At 72.4% G+C, this 15,981-nt stretch carries 13 protein-coding genes; 8 read left to right on the forward strand and 5 right to left on the reverse strand.

What is annotated here, in order from left to right; all coding sequences use genetic code 11:
* Positions 1–43: 43 nt before the first annotated feature.
* The 4 genes from IAG42_RS38400 (at position 44) to IAG42_RS34190 (ending at position 4,271) form a co-directional block, all read left to right on the forward strand.
* Complete coding sequence (locus IAG42_RS38400; RefSeq protein WP_188340830.1) at positions 44–832, forward strand: FadR/GntR family transcriptional regulator; 789 nt, start codon at positions 44–46, stop codon at positions 830–832.
* A gap of 196 nt (positions 833–1,028) precedes the next feature.
* A complete protein-coding gene (locus IAG42_RS34180) occupies positions 1,029–2,402 on the forward strand; it encodes a pyridoxal phosphate-dependent decarboxylase family protein (RefSeq protein ID WP_223206284.1) in 1,374 nt (457 codons plus the stop codon).
* Positions 2,403–2,632: 230 nt separating this feature from the next.
* The gene (locus IAG42_RS34185) at positions 2,633–3,406 is read left to right on the forward strand and encodes a glycosyltransferase family 2 protein (RefSeq protein WP_188340831.1); all 774 of its coding nucleotides are present in this window, start codon (positions 2,633–2,635) and stop codon (positions 3,404–3,406) included.
* 133 nt (positions 3,407–3,539) lie between these two features.
* A complete protein-coding gene (locus tag IAG42_RS34190; RefSeq protein WP_188340832.1) occupies positions 3,540–4,271 on the forward strand; it encodes a dienelactone hydrolase family protein in 732 nt (243 codons plus the stop codon).
* A 27-nt stretch (positions 4,272–4,298) separates the two neighbouring features.
* Here the strand turns inward: IAG42_RS34190 and IAG42_RS34195 are convergent, their stop codons facing one another.
* Positions 4,299–4,847 carry an ArsR/SmtB family transcription factor gene (locus IAG42_RS34195; RefSeq protein WP_188340833.1) on the reverse strand — a complete coding sequence of 183 codons (549 nt, stop codon included), beginning with the start codon at positions 4,845–4,847 and terminating at the stop codon, positions 4,299–4,301.
* 57 nt (positions 4,848–4,904) lie between these two features.
* On the opposite strand from IAG42_RS34195, the gene IAG42_RS34200 reads away from it, so the two are divergent.
* A complete protein-coding gene (locus IAG42_RS34200; protein ID WP_188340834.1) occupies positions 4,905–5,810 on the forward strand; it encodes a S41 family peptidase in 906 nt (301 codons plus the stop codon).
* Positions 5,811–5,863: 53 nt separating this feature from the next.
* Here IAG42_RS34200 and IAG42_RS34205 read toward each other — a convergent pair whose 3' ends face one another.
* Positions 5,864–8,044 carry an MMPL family transporter gene (locus IAG42_RS34205; RefSeq protein WP_223206285.1) on the reverse strand — a complete coding sequence of 727 codons (2,181 nt, stop codon included), beginning with the start codon at positions 8,042–8,044 and terminating at the stop codon, positions 5,864–5,866.
* Positions 8,045–8,070: 26 nt separating this feature from the next.
* Positions 8,071–8,493: a DUF6223 family protein gene (locus IAG42_RS34210; RefSeq protein WP_188340835.1), complete on the reverse strand. Its 423-nt coding sequence runs from the start codon at positions 8,491–8,493 to the stop codon at positions 8,071–8,073.
* A 227-nt stretch (positions 8,494–8,720) separates the two neighbouring features.
* Between IAG42_RS34210 and IAG42_RS34215 the strand changes: the two genes are divergently transcribed.
* From IAG42_RS34215 to IAG42_RS34225, 3 genes are all read left to right on the forward strand, one after another.
* Positions 8,721–9,860 carry a sensor histidine kinase gene (locus IAG42_RS34215; protein WP_188340836.1) on the forward strand — a complete coding sequence of 380 codons (1,140 nt, stop codon included), beginning with the start codon at positions 8,721–8,723 and terminating at the stop codon, positions 9,858–9,860.
* Complete coding sequence (locus IAG42_RS34220) at positions 9,857–10,516, forward strand: response regulator transcription factor (protein ID WP_188340837.1); 660 nt, start codon at positions 9,857–9,859, stop codon at positions 10,514–10,516. The genes IAG42_RS34215 and IAG42_RS34220 overlap by 4 nt, the downstream gene beginning before the upstream one ends.
* Before the next feature lie 111 nt (positions 10,517–10,627).
* Positions 10,628–11,566 (forward strand): GDSL-type esterase/lipase family protein, encoded by a 939-nt coding sequence (locus IAG42_RS34225; protein ID WP_188340838.1) that lies wholly within the window; start codon positions 10,628–10,630, stop codon positions 11,564–11,566.
* 1 nt (position 11,567) lies between these two features.
* Here the strand turns inward: IAG42_RS34225 and IAG42_RS34230 are convergent, their stop codons facing one another.
* Complete coding sequence (locus IAG42_RS34230) at positions 11,568–12,278, reverse strand: Clp protease N-terminal domain-containing protein (RefSeq protein WP_223206286.1); 711 nt, start codon at positions 12,276–12,278, stop codon at positions 11,568–11,570.
* A gap of 106 nt (positions 12,279–12,384) precedes the next feature.
* Positions 12,385–15,798 (reverse strand): protein kinase domain-containing protein, encoded by a 3,414-nt coding sequence (locus IAG42_RS34235; protein WP_188340839.1) that lies wholly within the window; start codon positions 15,796–15,798, stop codon positions 12,385–12,387.
* Positions 15,799–15,981 lie beyond the last annotated feature (183 nt).

The following is a 15,981-nucleotide window of genomic DNA, read 5'->3' on the forward strand; positions in this document are numbered from 1 at the left end:
CGGACGGGCAGGACGTGATCCACGCGTGAGGGGCAGGCAGGGCATGGGCGACAGCAAGGGCGCGGGCAAGAGCAAGGGCGGCGAGCAGGCGGCGAACGGCACCGCCCCCCGGCAGGCGCCGTCGTACGCGGTCGTGGCCGAGGCCCTGCGCCAGCGGATCGCCCTCGGCGGATTCGGCCCGGGTGACAAACTGCCGACCGAGCGCGAGCTCGCCGAGGTCTTCGGGGTGGGGCGCAACACGGTCCGGCAGGCCGTACGGGAGCTGGCCGAGGAGGGGCTCGTCGTCACGACCCTGGGTCGCTCCGGGGGCACCCGGGTCGCACCGGCGCCGGCGGGCGGCCGCGACAACAGGGCCGCGATCGCCGCGGGCATCCGCGCTTCGCTGCGCGACTACATGGAGTACCGCCAGGCCATCGAGCCGTTCGCGGCGCGCCTCGCCGCCGAGCGGGGCGCGGCGGCGGGCCGGCGCGGGCTCGTAGAGATGCTGGACGCGAAGGTCGCCGACCTCGGCGAGTACCACCGCGTGGACACCCGCTTCCACCTCGGCGTCGCCGAGGCCGGCGGCAACGAGGTGCTCGCGGAAGCCGTGACGCGGGCGCGCACCGAGATGTTCGTGGCGGGCAACGCGCTCTGGCTGGGCTCCGACTGGACGCCGGTCTATCCGACGGGCCAGGACTTCGGGCGGGCGTTCCGCGAGGAGCACGAGGCGATCGCACTGGCCGTCCTGTCCGGTGACGGGGACACGGCCGAGCGCCGGATGCGGGAGCACCTCAAGGAGTCGCACCGCCAGTTCCTGGTGCTCCTGGATCAGTTCGCCACGTCTGCGGACTGAGCGAGCCCCCGGCTGAGCGAGTTCCTGCGGCTGGGTGGGCCCACCGGCTGAGCGGGCCCACTGACTGGGCCGGGCCCGCGCCCCTGGCGGCCGGGCCGTCGGCTTTCGTGGTTGACGAGCGCGTGGGCAGCCGCCTAAGGTCCGAATTGGATCTGATGCGGATCCAATTAGTCGCTCGTTCCGACAGGAGCCCTCGGTGCACGCTTACGACGAAGACCTCACCCAGCAGGTCATGGGCCATCTTCTCGACCGGCTCCGCCTCGACCCGCCGCCGCTGGGCCGGCTGGGCGAGCACGAGGAACTGGCCCTGGCGCTCAAGGACGCCATCGGCACGGAGCCCCGCCGCCCGGCCGACGTGCTGCGGACCTACACGGAGTCGCTGGAGCCGACGGTGGTCTCCTGCGACCACCCCGCCTTCCTCGCCTTCATCCCCGGCGCCCCGACGAAGGCCGCCGCGCTGTTCGACATGGTCCTCTCGGCGTCGTCGCTGCACGGTGTGTCCTGGCTGGAGGCGTCGGGTGCCGTCGCCGCGGAGAACCAGGTGCTCAGCCTCTTCGCCGACCTGGCGGGGATGCCGCAGGGCGCGGGCGGATGCTTCGTCAGCGGTGGTTCGGCCGGCAATCTCTCCGCACTGGTCGTGGCCCGCGACACCGGCAGGCGCCGGCTGGGGCTGGCCGCGGCGGACCCCGTCCGGATCGCCGTCAGTGACCAGGTCCATTCCTCCGTCGGCAACACGCTGCGGATCATCGGCGTCGAACCGCTCGTCGTCCCGACCTCGGACCACCGTCTCACCGGCGCGGCCCTCGCCGCCGCGCTCGACGCGGCGTCGTCCGACGGCGGGGCTCCCGTCGTGGCCGTCGTCGCCACCGCCGGCACCACCAACGCCGGCATCATCGACGACCTCGGCGGCGTCGCCGAGCAGACCCGGGCCCGCGACCTGTGGCTGCACATAGACGCCGCCTACGGCGGAGCCGCCCTGTTCGTACCGGAACTCCGCACGCGCCTGCGCGGCATCGAGCACGCCGACTCGCTCGTCGTCGACCCGCACAAGTGGATGTTCGCGCCCTTCGACTGCGGCGCCCTCCTGTACCGGGAGCCGCGCCTCGCCCGGGCCGTGCACACCCAGGACGCGTCCTACCTCGACGCGATCCACGGGGCGGACGGCGACGGCCACGAGGACTGGAACCCCAGCGACTACGCCTACCACCTGACCCGGCGCCCGCGCGGCCTGCCCCTGTGGTTCTCGCTCGCCGTCCACGGCACGGACGCCTACCGCGACGCCGTGGCGCGGGGCGCCGAGATCGCCCGGTACACCGCCCGGCTCGCCGAGGAGACCGAGGGCCTCGAACTCCTCCGCGAGCCCGAACTGACGGTCGTCCTGATCCGCCGCACCGGCTGGCGGCCCGAGGACTACTACGCGTGGTCCAAGCGTCTCCTCGCCTCCGGCCTCGCGTTCATCACTCCCAGCGTGTGGGAGGGCGAGACCGTCGCGCGGCTGGCGTTCCTCCACCCGGGAATCACCGAGGAGACCGTCCGGTCGATCATCGCGTCCCTGACCCAGGACGCCTGACAGCCGTCCCGCGACTGGAGCGTCGCGCCGCTGCCCCAGGGGAGGAGAACGTCGGCTCCGGCTGGTCCCACCTCCCGTACCGGCATCCGAGGGGCCCGCCCTCCAGGACGCGGCCGTGCCCGGCCGCCCCGCGCGGCGGCCGGAGCCATGACAGGACTCGGTTCGGTCCCGCACCCGCCGGAATGCTTGAATGGGCCGTCGTCCCGGCCGCTGTCGCAAGGAGAAGCGCTGTGCCCCTGGTGTCCGTCGTGATGCCCGTATACAACTCGGCGGCCACGCTCGGCGCGGCCGTCCGGTCGGTGCTCACCCAGACCCACACCGACCTGGAGCTGCTCGTCACCGACGACCAGTCGTCCGACGACTCCATGGAGCTGCTCAGGGAGTTCGCCCGGCAGGACGAGCGCGTCCTGCCCCGCTCGGCCCCCGAGCGCGGCGGTGCCGGCAAGGCGCGCAATCTCGCGATCGAGCGGGCCCGCGGGGACTACGTCGCGTTCCTCGACAGCGACGACATGTGGCTGCCCGAGAAGACCGAGCGGCAGCTCGCCTTCGCCGCGGAGGGCAGCGCGCCGCTGACCTTCACCTCGTACTTCAAGATGGACGCCGACCACGCCGGCGAGAGCACCGACTTCGAGCCGAACGGGCGCGTGATCCGGGCCCGGGCGCACGTCGACTACCGCGCCATGCTGGTCAAGGACTACATCGGTGCCCTGACCGCCATGTACGACCGCGCCGTGCTGGGCACCCGGCTGATGCCGGAGATGCGCAAGCGGCAGGACTACGCCCTGTGGCTGTCGATCATGCGCGACGGCGCGGACGCCCGGGGCCTGGCCGAACCGCTGGCCGTGTACCGGGCCCACCAGGCGGGCTCGCTCTCCTCCAACAAGCTGTCGCTGGTCCCGGTCAACTGGCAGCTGTACCGCGAGCACGAGCAGCTGTCGGTTCCGCGCGCGACGAAGGCGCTGGCCGGTGCGGTGTGGCAGTCGGTGCGCAACTCACGGATCTAGTGATACGTTCCTGCCGCCGTGCAGTGCCGCGAACCGGGAGGTGAGACCGATCAACGTTTCGACAGGTCGGGCCTCCCTCCCTCCGCATGGCTGAGGGATGCCCGCAGGGGCATCCCGAAAGGCATGAAACGCTTTGCACATCACTTCTGAGACGTCGTCCGGCGGCGTCCGTGAACAGCTCTTCACCCTCGGTGAGATTCCCGGTGTCCTGTGGACGCCGGAAGGCGCCGTCGGGACGCGTCCGCTCGTCCTGATGGGACACGGCGGCGGGCAGCACAAGAAGGCCCCCGACGTGCTGACGCGTGCGCGCCGCTTCGTGACCGAAGGCGGCTTCGCGGTCGTGGCGGTCGATGTCCCCGCTCACGGCGACCGGCCGAAGGTCGAGGAGTACGACCGGATCGCGACCGAGAACCAGGCGCGCGTGACAGCCGGTGAGGAGCTTGCTCCGCTGATCGCCGGCTTCCAGGCGCTCGTGGCCCGCAGGACCGTGCCGGAGTGGCGGGCGGTCCTGGACGCGGTCCAGCGACTCGAGCACGTCGGCGCCGGTCCGGTGGGCTACTGGGGAGTCTCGCTCGGGTGCGGGCTCGGTGTCCCCTTCGTCGCTGCCGAACCCCGGGTCCGCGCGGCGGTGTTGGGGCTCGGCGGGGCGCTCGCCTCGGCCGGGGACGCCGCGCGGATCACCGTCCCGGTGGAGTTCCTGGTGCAGTGGGACGACGAACGGGTGCCGCGGGCCCAGAGCCTGGCGCTGTTCGACGCCCTGGGCTCGGCCGAGAAGGCGCTGCACGCGAACCCCGGCCGGCACGGGGAGGTCCCGGCGTTCGAGCTGGACAGCACGCTGAGGTTCTTCGCCCGGCACCTCGGCTGACCCGCTCGCCCCGTACGCGGGAAGAGTTCACGGCCGATCCGTGCTGGTGGCGTCCCCCGGCAGCGCCTGCCGGTAGAGCGCCACCAGCACGCCGTGCACCGGCTGACCCTCCGCGTCCTCCTCGGCCTCGTCGACCAGTCTCGTGAGCGTCTCGCCGAGTTCCCGCGCCTGCGCGGGGCCGAGGCGCAGGTGGCGCAGCGTCAGGTGGGGCTCGACGGGGGAGCGGTCCAGCTCCTGGGCGACCGCGGTGAACATCGCGGCGGTGCCCGCCCCTTGAGGCTCGGCGACGACCATGCGGCGGGCCGTGCGCTGGTAGTACTGCTCGGTTCCGCCGCGGACCTGGCGGGTCTCGGCGATGTGGACCAGGCCGGCCTCGCGGAGCACCTTGAGGTGGTGGGCCACGTTGCCCTTCTTCGCGTCGAGCTGCACCGCGAGCCGGCTGATGGTGGCAGGCCGCCGGCCCAGGGCGAACAGCAACCGCTGGCGCAACGGGTGGGCGAGCGCCGCGAATTGCTCGGGCGCGCCGATCTCCAGGACGTCCTCGGGAGGCGGCAGATGGGGAGGCTGATCTCGCATACAGAAAGTGTCTGAACTCGTTGACGCTTTCGCAAGGGCAGTGCTCTACTCCTGTCCATGACGACCCCGACGAAGCTCGCGCCGGCCCCTGTCATCGACGAGACGATACGGCTGCTGACCGAGCACTACGTCTTCCCCGAGACAGCCGAACAGGTCACCGGCGTGCTGCGCCGACGCCTCGCCGAGGGCGCCTATGACGTTGACGATGCCGAGGAGCTGGCCCGCCTCGTCACGGCGGACCTGCAGTCCGTCAACAACGACCGGCACCTGCGGCTGAAGCACCACGCCGAGCCGATCCGGGCCGAGAAGGGCGCGGCCACCCTGGACGCCATGCGCCGGGAGTTCGACGCCTCGCTGGGCGGCGCGCCCCGGGTGCAGTTGCTCGACGGCGGTGTCGCCGTGGTGGAGCTGGCGCCGATGCTGTTCCCGCTGGACTGGGCCGCCGAACCGCTGAGCGCCGCGCTCACCCTGGCCTCCCGCGCGCAGGCCCTGATCGTGGACCTCCGCACCAACCGGGGCGGCGACCCCGACACCGTCGCCTTCGTCTGCAGCCACCTCCTCGACGAGCGCACCCATCTCAACACCATGTACTGGCGCGACGGCGACCGCCGCGAACAGTCCTGGAGCCAGCCGCACGTACCCGGCGCCCGCTTCGGCGGCACCAAGCCCCTCTACGTGCTGACGAGCGACACCACCTTCTCCGCCGCCGAGGAACTGGCCTACGACCTGCAACAGCTCGGCCGTGCCACCGTCGTCGGCGAGCCCACCCGCGGCGGCGCCCACCCCTGCAACGGCTGGACCCTGCACCCCCACCTCGAAGCGACGATCCCCGTCGGCCGCGCCATCAACCCCGTCTCCCTGACGAACTGGGAAGGCACGGGCGTCCGGCCCGACGTCCCCTGCCCCGCGACGGACGCCCTGAACCACGCCCACACCTTGGCCCTCACCAGCCTGAAGGAGTGACCGGGGTCCCATCTGCACGGCCGATGTCGCGTCGCCCAGGGGCTGACGAGCCATCAGACCCCCGCACCCTCTTCCACCTTGAGCGGCACCGAGGCAGACGATCCCGGCTTCCGGCGTCCGGGCATCCACCAGTTGGCCTTGCCGCACAGTTCCATCACCGCGGGGACGAAGACCATCCGGACGATCGTGGCGTCGATGAGGACGGCCACCGCCATGCCCAGGCCGCCCTGTTTCACGGCGACGTCGGGGCCCAGCAGTGACGTGGTGAAGACGGCGATCATGATGGCGGCCGCGGCCGTGATCACCTTGGCCGTGCGCGCCAGGCCGCGGGCGACGGCCTCGCGGGTGTCGCCCGTGCGCGCGTACTCCTCACGGACCCGCGAGATCAGGAAGACCTGGTAGTCCATCGACAGGCCGAACAGGATCGGGAACATCATCATCGGCGTCCACGTCGTGACCGGCATGGCGGCCGGGAAGCCGAGGGCCGTGCCGAGCCAGCCCCACTGCACGACCGCCACCAGCACTCCGTAGGCGGCACCGATCGACAGGAGGTTCATCACGGCCGCCTGGAGGGCGATCGTGACGGACCGGACCAGTGCGATCAGCAGCACCATCGACATCGCGACGACGACCACGATCATCAGCGGCAGGCGCGATCCGACCTCGTCGGCGACATCGATCGTGCCGGCGTTCGGACCGCCGACCAGGACCCGTTCACCACCGGGCGTCCCGGGCAGCACGTCGTCACGGAGCCTGTGCACCAGGTCGGCGGTCGCCTCGTCCTGGTACCCCGTCGTGGGGAAGGCGACGAAGGTGGCGGCCTTCCCGTCCGAGCTGACCCGGGGCGGCGTGGCGTGCGCGATGCCGTCGGTTCCGGCGACCGCCGCGGCGACGGGGCCGAGGTCGGTGTCCTCCGAGTCGATCTCGGCGGCGAAGACCAGAGGCGCGCCGTAGCCCGGTCCGAACCCCTCGGCGAGGATCTCGTAGGAGATGCAGCTGCTCCGGTCACGGGGCTGGACACTGGCGTCGGGCTGGCTCAGCCGCATCGACAGCGTGGGCACGGCCAGAATCAGCAGCGCCCCGCCGGCGAGGAGCGCGGCGATCAGCGGCCTGCGCTGCACGACCCGGGCCCAACGCTCCGCGAGCGTAAGGCGCTTCGGAGACCGTGCGGCGGCGGACCCGTCGCGGCGGGAGGAGCGGCGTGGCAGGCGCAGCGCGTTGATCCGGTGCCCGGTGAAGCCCAGGAACGCGGGCAGCAGCGTCAGCGCGGCGATCATCGTGACCAGCACGGTGAGCGACGTGGCGACGGCCAGCCCGGTCATCAGCCGCTGGCCCATGACGAACAGGCCCATGAGCGCGATCACGACGGTCGTTCCGGCGAACAGCACCGCGTGCCCCGCGGTGGCGATCGCCTCGGCCGCGGCACTCTCGGGGTCGGCGCCGTCCGCGAGACCGTCCTTGTAGCGGGTCACGATGAAGAGCGCGTAGTCGATGCCGACGCCGAGCCCGATCATCGCGCCGAACGTCAGGGCGAAGTTCGGCGCGGGGACGAGATGCCCCACCAGCTTCATCAGCGCGAGCCCGCCCACGATCGCCAGGAGCGCCGTCACCATCGGCAGGCCCATGGCCACGAGCGACCCGAAGGCGATGAACAGGATCACCGCCGCGGCCAGGATGCCGACGCTCTCGGCCGGCCCCTGCGGCGGCGTCTCGGCCTTCTCCGCCATGTAGCCGCCCAGCGCCAGCGTCACCCTCGCGTCGGAGGCCTCCTTGACCGCGTCCACCAAGGGCTTGACCTCGCTCTTCTCCACCTCCTTGGCACTCAGCGGGATGGACGTGCGGGCGATGCGACGGTCCCGCGTCACCAGGCTCCGGTCCTGGTACGGCGATGTCACCGGCCCCGTCACCGGTGAGCCGGCCAGCCGGGCGACGACCTTCTCGATCTTCCGCCTGACGGCCGGATCGTCGATCCCCCGGTCGGCCCTGATCGCCAGGGTCAGCGTGTCCCCCTGCTCCTCGGGGAAGTGCTTCACCATCAGCTGCTGCGCCTTGGCCGACGGGGAATCGCCACCGGAGAAGTCGTTGTCGGGGGCAGCCCCGTATCCGAAGCCGGCGAACGCCACGGCGAGTACGCCGACGACCCAGACCAGGAGCACCAGGCGGCGCCGCCGGAAGCAGAAGCGGCCCAGTCCGGCCAGGGTCCCGCCCGCGGGAGTGGTGTCGAGAACCATCATCGTCTCCTCGGGTCTCCGTCCGTGTCTCACTCGGACGCGCCCGCGTAGTCGCGGCCGCGGGACGGCCGGCCGGTGCGACGTCCGCGCACCAGGGCCAGTCGCCCGAGCACCACCGCGAGAACCCCCAGCACGACGGCGACGACGCCGCCGATCACCCCGTTCCCGGTGCCGGGACCGCCGTCGGCGACAGCCAGGTTCACCACGCCGACGACCACTCCGATCAGCCCCGCGACCAGGGCCACCACAGCGCCCTTCCCGCCGTTGCCGCTGCCGACCCGGCCGGCGGAACGGGCCAGCGCCAGCCCCCCGACGACCACGCCGGCCAGTGCCACCAGCGCGGCGCTCGTCCCCACGAGACGACCCGAGGTCAGGTCGTAGGCGTCGGCGGCGAGCGAGTGGACCGAGGCGTGCGGGGCCGCGGGTGCGGCAAGCACGTGACGGACGGACATGAGGTGCTCCTTCTCCTCGTAGGCATCCCGTTTCGGGATCTCGTCGGATCGTGTCTCCCGGACCCACCGCAGGTCGTCCCGCGGGCGGACGCACTTCTGGCTGCCGCTGACGCCGTACGCGGCTGCCGCGAACGGCGCAGACACCGCCCGGCTACCGCAGACGTGGTAGCGGGAGTTCGTCCGGCGGCGGGACTCGGCCGCGCAGGACGCCCGGCTAGGGTTCCCGCATGGTCATACGACGGTTCGGCGTCCCGACCGGTGTCCCGGCCGTCGTCGGGGACTGGGCGATCGCCGTGGCAGTGGCGGGGCTCATGCTGGGCACCGGGTGGACCGGGGAGCACCCCGGCCCGGGACCCGACGCGCTCGGCCGCGTGCTCCTGGCGGCCGGCGGACTTGCGCTGGCCGCGCGCCGCCGCGCACCGGTCGCGGTCCTGGCCGTCACCGGAGTGTGCGCCGTCGGCTACCAGGCCATGGGCTTCGGCGCACTCTCCGTCGCGTACCTCGTCGCGGTGTACAGCGCGGTGCGCGCCGGGCGCCGGACCGTCACCGTGATCGCCTCCGTGGCCCTGCTGGTGGCGCTCCAGCTCACGGCACTGGCCTTCCGCGCGGGGCCCGCGGGCGAGGTGCTGGTGCGGGCCCGCAGCACCCTGGAGATCGCCTGGCTCGTCGCCGCCTTCGCCGCCGGAGAGGCGGTGCGCCAGGCCGAACAGCGGGCGGACGAGGCAGAACGCACCCGGGAGGAGACCGCGCGCCGCCGCGCCGACGAGGAACGGCTGCACATCGCACGGGAGTTGCACGACTCCCTCACCCACCAGATCTCCGTCATCAAGGTGCAGTCGGAGGTCGCCGTCCACGTCGCCCGCAGACGGGGTGAGCAGGTGCCGGAGGCACTCCTGGCCATCCAGGAAGCCGGACGCGAGGCCACGCGGGAACTGCGCGCGACCCTGTCGGTGCTGCGCGACGACGACACGGCCCCGCCGCGCGGCGTCGGCGACATTCCGGAACTCGTGGAACGGGCCGGCAAGACGGGCCTCGAGACGACCCTGACGATCGAAGGACAGAGGCACGACGTGACCACCACCGTGGGCCGGACCGCCTACCGCATCGTCCAGGAGTCGCTCACCAACATCGTCCGGCACGCGGCCGCCACCACCGCGTCGGTCCGCATCGACTACCGGTCCGACACCCTCGCCCTCCGCATCGACGACGACGGCAAGGCCACACCCACCACCGCACCGGTGCCCGGAGTCGGCCTGCTCGGCATGCGCGAACGCGTCACCGCCCTCGGCGGCCTGCTGCGCGCCGAACCCCGCGACGAGGGCGGCTTCACCGTCCAGGCCGAACTCCCCGTGGAACGGACCCCGTGATCCGCATCCTGCTGGTCGACGACCAGCCCCTCATCCGCAGCGGGTTCCGCGCGCTCCTCGACCTGGAGGAGGACATGGAGGTCGTCGCCGAGGCCTCCGACGGCGAGGAAGGCGTCGCACTCGCCAGGAAACACCTGCCCGACATCGCGCTCATCGACATCCAGATGCCCGTCGTCGACGGCATCGAGGCCACCCGGCGCATCGCCGCGGACCCCGCCCTGGCCCAGGTCCACGTCGTCATCCTGACCAACTACGGCCTCGACGAGTACGTGTTCGAGGGGCTGCGCGCCGGAGCTGCCGGATTCCTCGTCAAGGACATCGTCCCCGACGACCTGCTGCACGCCGTCCGCGTGGCCGCACGCGGCGACGCCCTGCTGGCCCCCTCGATCACCCGCAAACTGATCGACAGATACGTGTCCGAACCGCTCACCACCGGTACCCCGAAGGAACTGGAGGAGCTCACCGGCCGCGAACGCGAGGCTGTCGCCCTGGCCGCCCGGGGACTGTCCAACGACGAGATCGCCGACCGCATGGTGATCAGCCCGATGACGGCGAAGACCCACATCAACCGCGCCATGACCAAACTCCACGCCCGGGACCGCGCCCAACTCGTCGTCCTCGCCTACGAGTCCGGCCTGGTCACCCCGCGCACCTGAGACGGCCGAACTGGGAGATCGGGGCGAGACGCCCTGGTCAGGGGTCTGGCGGGTGGCCGATAAGGTGAAGCGATCAAGTGATCATTCCGACTGAAAGGCCGCGACGGCACCGTGACCGAGCCCCGCCCCCACACCCTCTTCTCCTTCGGCACGCTGCTGGACCAGCGGGTCCAGACGTCACTCTTCGGCCGCACCGTACCGACGACCGCGGCCTCGCTCGCGGGCCACGCGACCAGGCCCCTCACGATCACCGACGCGTCCGTGATCGCCACCAGCGGCCAGGACGTGCACCTCACCCTGGAGCGCAGGATCGGCAGCACGGTCGAGGGCGCCGTCCTGCACCTGACCGACCGGGAACTGGCCGCCGCCGACGACTACGAGGTCGACGACTACGCGCGCCGCCGCGTGCTCCTCACCTCGGGCGAATCCGCCTGGGCCTACCTGGACGCGAAGCCGCTGCGCCCGGCGGCACGCATCGTCATCGTCGGCGACAGCATCGCCTACGGGCGCTGCGACCCCCAGGGCGGCTGGGCCGGCCACTTGGCGGCGGCGCACATCGCGTCCGACGAGAGCGCGCACCGCGTCTTCAACCTGGCCATCCCCGGCAGCACCCTGGCGGATGTCAGCGAGCAGACACCGCCGCTGCTGGCTCCCCGCCACCCCGACACGCTCGTCGTGGCCGCGGGGATCAACGACTCCGCCGTACCGCTCGCCGTATCAGCCCCCGACAGCGACGCACTGCCCCACATCACCGGCCACCTCGACACCCTGGCCGCCACGGCCCATCGCCACAACGCGCGCCTGGTCGTCGCCGGACCGGTCTGGCTCGACGAGACGCGAACAGGCGACTACGAAGGCCTCCGCTTCACCGTGGCGCGGGCGCGCACGCTGCGCGCCACCCTGATGACCTGGTGCCAGGACCACCACATCGACTACCTCGATCTGTGGGAGCCCCTCCGCGACCGCCCCGACCTGCTCGTCGACGGACTGCACCCCGACGCGGAGGGCCACAAGGAGCTCTACCGGCAGCTGAGCACCCACTCCTGCTGAGTCAGGCGCCGACGACCGGGGCGTCGAGGCCGGAGTCGGCTTCGGCCGGCTGGAAACCGGCCTCGGTCAGGATGTCGGCCGCCACGCCGCGACCGACTCCGGCCAGGCCGACCAGCAGGTCGTCGCAGCCGATCCGATCGGAGCCGTTGCGCTGGGACCGCGCTTCGGCGAGGGCGATGGCCTTGCGGGAGTAGGGCGTCCAGGCGATGCGCTCGGCGGCCTGGGAAGCGCCCATGCTCAGCCGGCTCCCGACGGAGCGGTGGACCGCGTCGGGAGAGACGCCCGCGTCCTGAAGGAGCCGGGTGGCGCCGTTGTCCTGCGCGGTCAGCCCCCACAGCAGATGCTCCGTGCCGATGTAGTTGTTGCGGTGCTGCACCGCCGCCAGCTTGACCTGGGTCATGGCCTGGCCGAGGTCGTCGGTCATCGTCTCGGGGCTGTAGCGCTTGTGCGGCGCGTGGAAGCGCTGCTGGACGGCCTGCCGGGTCACCCCCAGAGCCGATCCGATGTCCGCCCACGAGGTGCCGTGCATCCGGCAGTGCTCGACGTAGTCCTCGACCAGGTCGTCCGCCAACGCCTGCATCTGGCCCGCGAGTTGGGAGGCGACGGTCAGGAGTGCGAGCCAGTCGGGCTGTTCCTGGTCGCCGGGACGGAGCGCGTTGCCGCATCTCCGGTCGACTTCCGCGATGAGGTCGTCCAGGTCCGGAAGAGTCATAGAGGCAAGTAGGCCTTGACACTTCCGAAGTGTCAAGGCGAACTTGCCTGGACTGCCGGGCGGTTGGCAGAGCTCCTCGCCTTCGGACCTACGGACCCTCCCGGACTCAGACCCCGTCGGCCGCCAGCTCCCAGTCGAGCTGCCACAGCCGGAGCCCGTCGTCGCCCGCCGTCACCAAGTTCCGCAGATCGGGAGTGATCTCGAGATGGCGGACGTACTCCCGGTGCCCCTCCAGGACGTGCAGGCAGCGCCCGCTCGCGACGTCCCACATCCGTACGGTGCGATCGTGGCCCGCCGAGAACGCGAACCGCGCGTCGGGAGTGAACCGCACCGCGGAGACCCAGCCCACATGCCCCACGAACTCACGTACGCAGTGCTCGCTCGCGGCGTCCCAGAGCCGGATCGGCTCGTCGCCCGCGCCGGAGGACGTGACCATGTGCGTGGACAGGGCCAGCCGGCCGTCGGCGCTGAGGCACGCGGACAGGATCGGTTCCCGCGGGCCCTTCCAGGTGCGCAGGTTCCGTCCGGCGACGAGGTCCCACAGGCCGACCACGCCGGTGCAGTCGCCGATCGCCGCCAGGCGGCCGTCGGGAGACGGTGAGATGACGTTGACCGGGCCTGCGGGACCGATGGCCGACACGCAGCGGTCCTCCTCCAGGTCCCAGCGGCGGACCGTGCCCTCCCTGCCGCCGAGCAGGGCGTGCCGTCCGTCGCCCGTGAACAGGACGGTCCGCGTCAGGTCCCAGTGCGGGGACACCTGACGGCGCCCGTCTCCGTCCAGTTGCCGGCGGGTGATCGCGTGCGGTCGGGTGCCGTAGCACAGCAGGTACCGGCCGTCGTCGCTCAGCGCCACCTCGGCGGCGCGGCTCGGGTGGTCCTCGATGGCCCGGGTGCATTCCCCGCTGTCGAGGTCCCAGACGCGGAGGGTTCCGTCGCTCTGGCCGCTGACGGCTAGCCGGGCGTGGGCGGCCAGGCCGATCCCGGTGACGGATCCGTAGGGGAGCGGCCCGGCGTCGAGCGGTCGTGACCAGGCGGCGCGGAGCGAGACGTGACGGGTCGATCGGCCCAGTTCCCGCCAGGCGGCCAGGACTTGGGGCGCCCGCTCGTACCCGGGGATCGCCCGCGCCCGGGTCAGCAGGCCGAGGGCCGATCGGTGCCGCCCGCCCGTCATCTCCCGGCGGGCCTCGGCGAGCAGATCTTCCGCCTGCCCGCTCAGCCCGCTGATCTCGGCGTACTCGCGCGGCTTGACCACGTGGGGCTCGGCGGCACACCCGCCGTCGGGCAGCCGCCAGCGGCGCGTGTGCAGGTCGGGGTGGTTGCCGACGGAGAAGCCGAACCGGTCGTCGGCGTCCGGGAAGCCGAGGTGACGCATACCGTGCCGGCCCGCGGAGAAGGTCCGCAGGCACCGGCCGCTGTCGACGTCCCAGACCCGTACGGTGTGATCGGCGCTCGAACCCGACAGCAGCCGCCGCCCACCGGGGCCGAGGGCCAGGTGAAGGGCCGCGGTGGTGGAGCCGGTCAGGGTGCGGACCAGCCGGCCGTCCTCCACGTCCCACACCCGGACGGTCCCGTCGTCGGAGGCGACCGCGGCGAGGCGTCCGTCGGGACCGAAGCACAGCGCGGACGACGGAGAACCCGCGGGCAGCGCGCGGCACCGGCCGTCGGCCACGCTCCACAGCCGCGCCCCGTCCTCCTCGCCGGTGAGGACATGACGTCCGTCGGGGCTCACCTCGTACCGCGACCCGTCCAGCGACCCCTCGACGGCGACCCCCAGCGACCACCGGCAGGTGCCGGTCCGCGGTTCCCACACCTGGACATGCCCGTCCGCGCCGATCCACACGCCGATACGCGCGTCGGCGCTCAGTCGTACCGGGCACCCCCTCGGAGCGGCGGCCGCAGGGACGGCACGCTCGCACCTGCGGGCGTCCACGTCCCACCACCGCACCGTGCCGCCCTGCTCGACCGACAGGGCGTACGAGCCGTCGGGGGTCAGGTCGACGCCGATGAGCTCGGTGCCGCCGTTCATGAGCGCGGGCCGTGACGCGCCGGTGGCCGTGTCCCACAGGCGGAGCCCGCCGTCCCAGTGGCCGCTCAGCGCGAGCCGTCCGTCGGGGCTGAAGCGGATCGGCAGATGCCCGGCGACCACGTGCCGGGCCAGGAGATCCACGGGTGGCGTCAGCCGGAACGGCTCGCCCAGCGCGCGGGTCTCGATGCGGCGGGCATCGGTCGCGCTCCCGTCAGCCGCGGCCCGCGTCGCCGCCCGGATCTCGGCGTCGCCGGGCCGTTCGCGCCCGAGGACGTCGAGGAGCTCGCGGGCGGTGACGACGTCTCCGCGCTCGAGATGCACACGGGCGATGTGCAGACGGGTCTGCCACGAGGACTCCGTGTCCTGCGGCAGCGCCTCCAGCCTGCCGACGAGCTCGACATCGGTGATCGTGCCCGTACGCCAGCTCAGCAGGCCCGCGTTGTACACGGCCCCGACGTGGTGCGGGTCGACCGAGAGCGCCTCGGTGAAGGCCTGTCCGGCATCGGCGACCCGGTCGAGGTCGAGGAGCGAGAGACCACGGTTGTTGAGCTCGTCGGCGCGGAGATCGGCGGCCTTCGGGGTGGGCCGTGGATATGCCGAGCCGGTCTCCTGTTCGTAGATCCCGGTCAGCACGTCCGCGATGTCCGCCATCGAGGGCGGCCGGTGGCCGGCGGACTGCCGCAGACAGCGGCGCAGCAGATTGGCCAGCTCCGGCGGCGCGGCGACCGGATTCGCGGCCGCGCCCAAGTACTCCGCCAGGGCCAGACCGGCGACCGAACCCGCCGACCAGCAGGCGCGACCGGTGATCATCTCCAGCAACGACACCGCGAAGCTGTACACGTCGCTGCGCCTCCCGACGCTGCCGCCCGCGAGCTGCTCCGGAGACGCGTACGTGACCGTCATGCCGCCCCACGGCACCAACACGCTGACTCCCGGCGCCGATTCCGCCTCCCGCGGGACCACGGCGCCCTTCGACCGGGCGAGGCCGAAGTCGGTGATCTTCGCGGTGCCGTCGCCGTCGAGCAGGACGTTGGCCGGCTTCACGTCCTGATGTACGAGGCCCCGCCCATGGGAATGCTCGAGCCCGCGGGCCATCTGGACCGCCGTGTCGAGAACCCGGCCCAGGGCCTGCCGTGCGTCGCCGGCGTAGAGCCGCCCGTCGCGAATCCACTCGGCGAGGCTGCCACCCTCGACGAACTCGGCGAACACGCGCGGGGTGCCTTCCACCACGCGCACGTAGTGGCAGGCGCACACGTTCGGATGCAGCCCGAGCGACACCCAGGCCTCGGCCTCCCTGACGAACAGCTCCTGGTCCCCAGGTCCGCCGAACAAGTCGGGCCGCGGACTCTTCACCGCCATGTCGATGCCCCAGGCCAGATGCCGCACCCGGTGCACGACCCCCATGCCGCCCCGGCCCAGCTCCCCGACCACCCGGTACCGGCCGTCGACGATGTCGTCGGCCGCCCAGACGGCGGCCGAGGAAGGTGCGTTCACTGCGGTACCCCCGTACTGACGACCGGCCGACCGCGCCCTGCCGCGGCGGCCGAAGGTTCCGTTGCCGCGGGGGAGCGAGGAACAGTATCTGACGTCGTGCGGATGCGCGTCGATGCGGGGGCGCAGCCGTCCGGTGTGCTGTGAACTCCTGTGTACGGAGGGGTGGTTGTCGGGCGGCATAGG

The organism is Streptomyces xanthii (genome assembly GCF_014621695.1).
GTDB lineage: Bacteria > Actinomycetota > Actinomycetes > Streptomycetales > Streptomycetaceae > Streptomyces > Streptomyces xanthii.

What these genes read in the sequence shown, in the direction of transcription:
- IAG42_RS34215 (WP_188340836.1), top strand. Translation starts at nt 8,721, where the DNA reads ATGGTCATACGACGGTTCGGCGTCCCGACCGGTGTCCCGGCCGTCGTC.
- IAG42_RS34210 (WP_188340835.1), bottom strand. Translation starts at nt 8,493, where the DNA reads ATGTCCGTCCGTCACGTGCTTGCCGCACCCGCGGCCCCGCACGCCTCG.
- IAG42_RS34205 (WP_223206285.1), bottom strand. Translation starts at nt 8,044, where the DNA reads ATGATGGTTCTCGACACCACTCCCGCGGGCGGGACCCTGGCCGGACTG.
- IAG42_RS34200 (WP_188340834.1), top strand. Translation starts at nt 4,905, where the DNA reads ATGACGACCCCGACGAAGCTCGCGCCGGCCCCTGTCATCGACGAGACG.
- IAG42_RS34230 (WP_223206286.1), bottom strand. Translation starts at nt 12,278, where the DNA reads ATGACTCTTCCGGACCTGGACGACCTCATCGCGGAAGTCGACCGGAGA.
- IAG42_RS38400 (WP_188340830.1), top strand. Translation starts at nt 44, where the DNA reads ATGGGCGACAGCAAGGGCGCGGGCAAGAGCAAGGGCGGCGAGCAGGCG.
- IAG42_RS34195 (WP_188340833.1), bottom strand. Translation starts at nt 4,847, where the DNA reads ATGCGAGATCAGCCTCCCCATCTGCCGCCTCCCGAGGACGTCCTGGAG.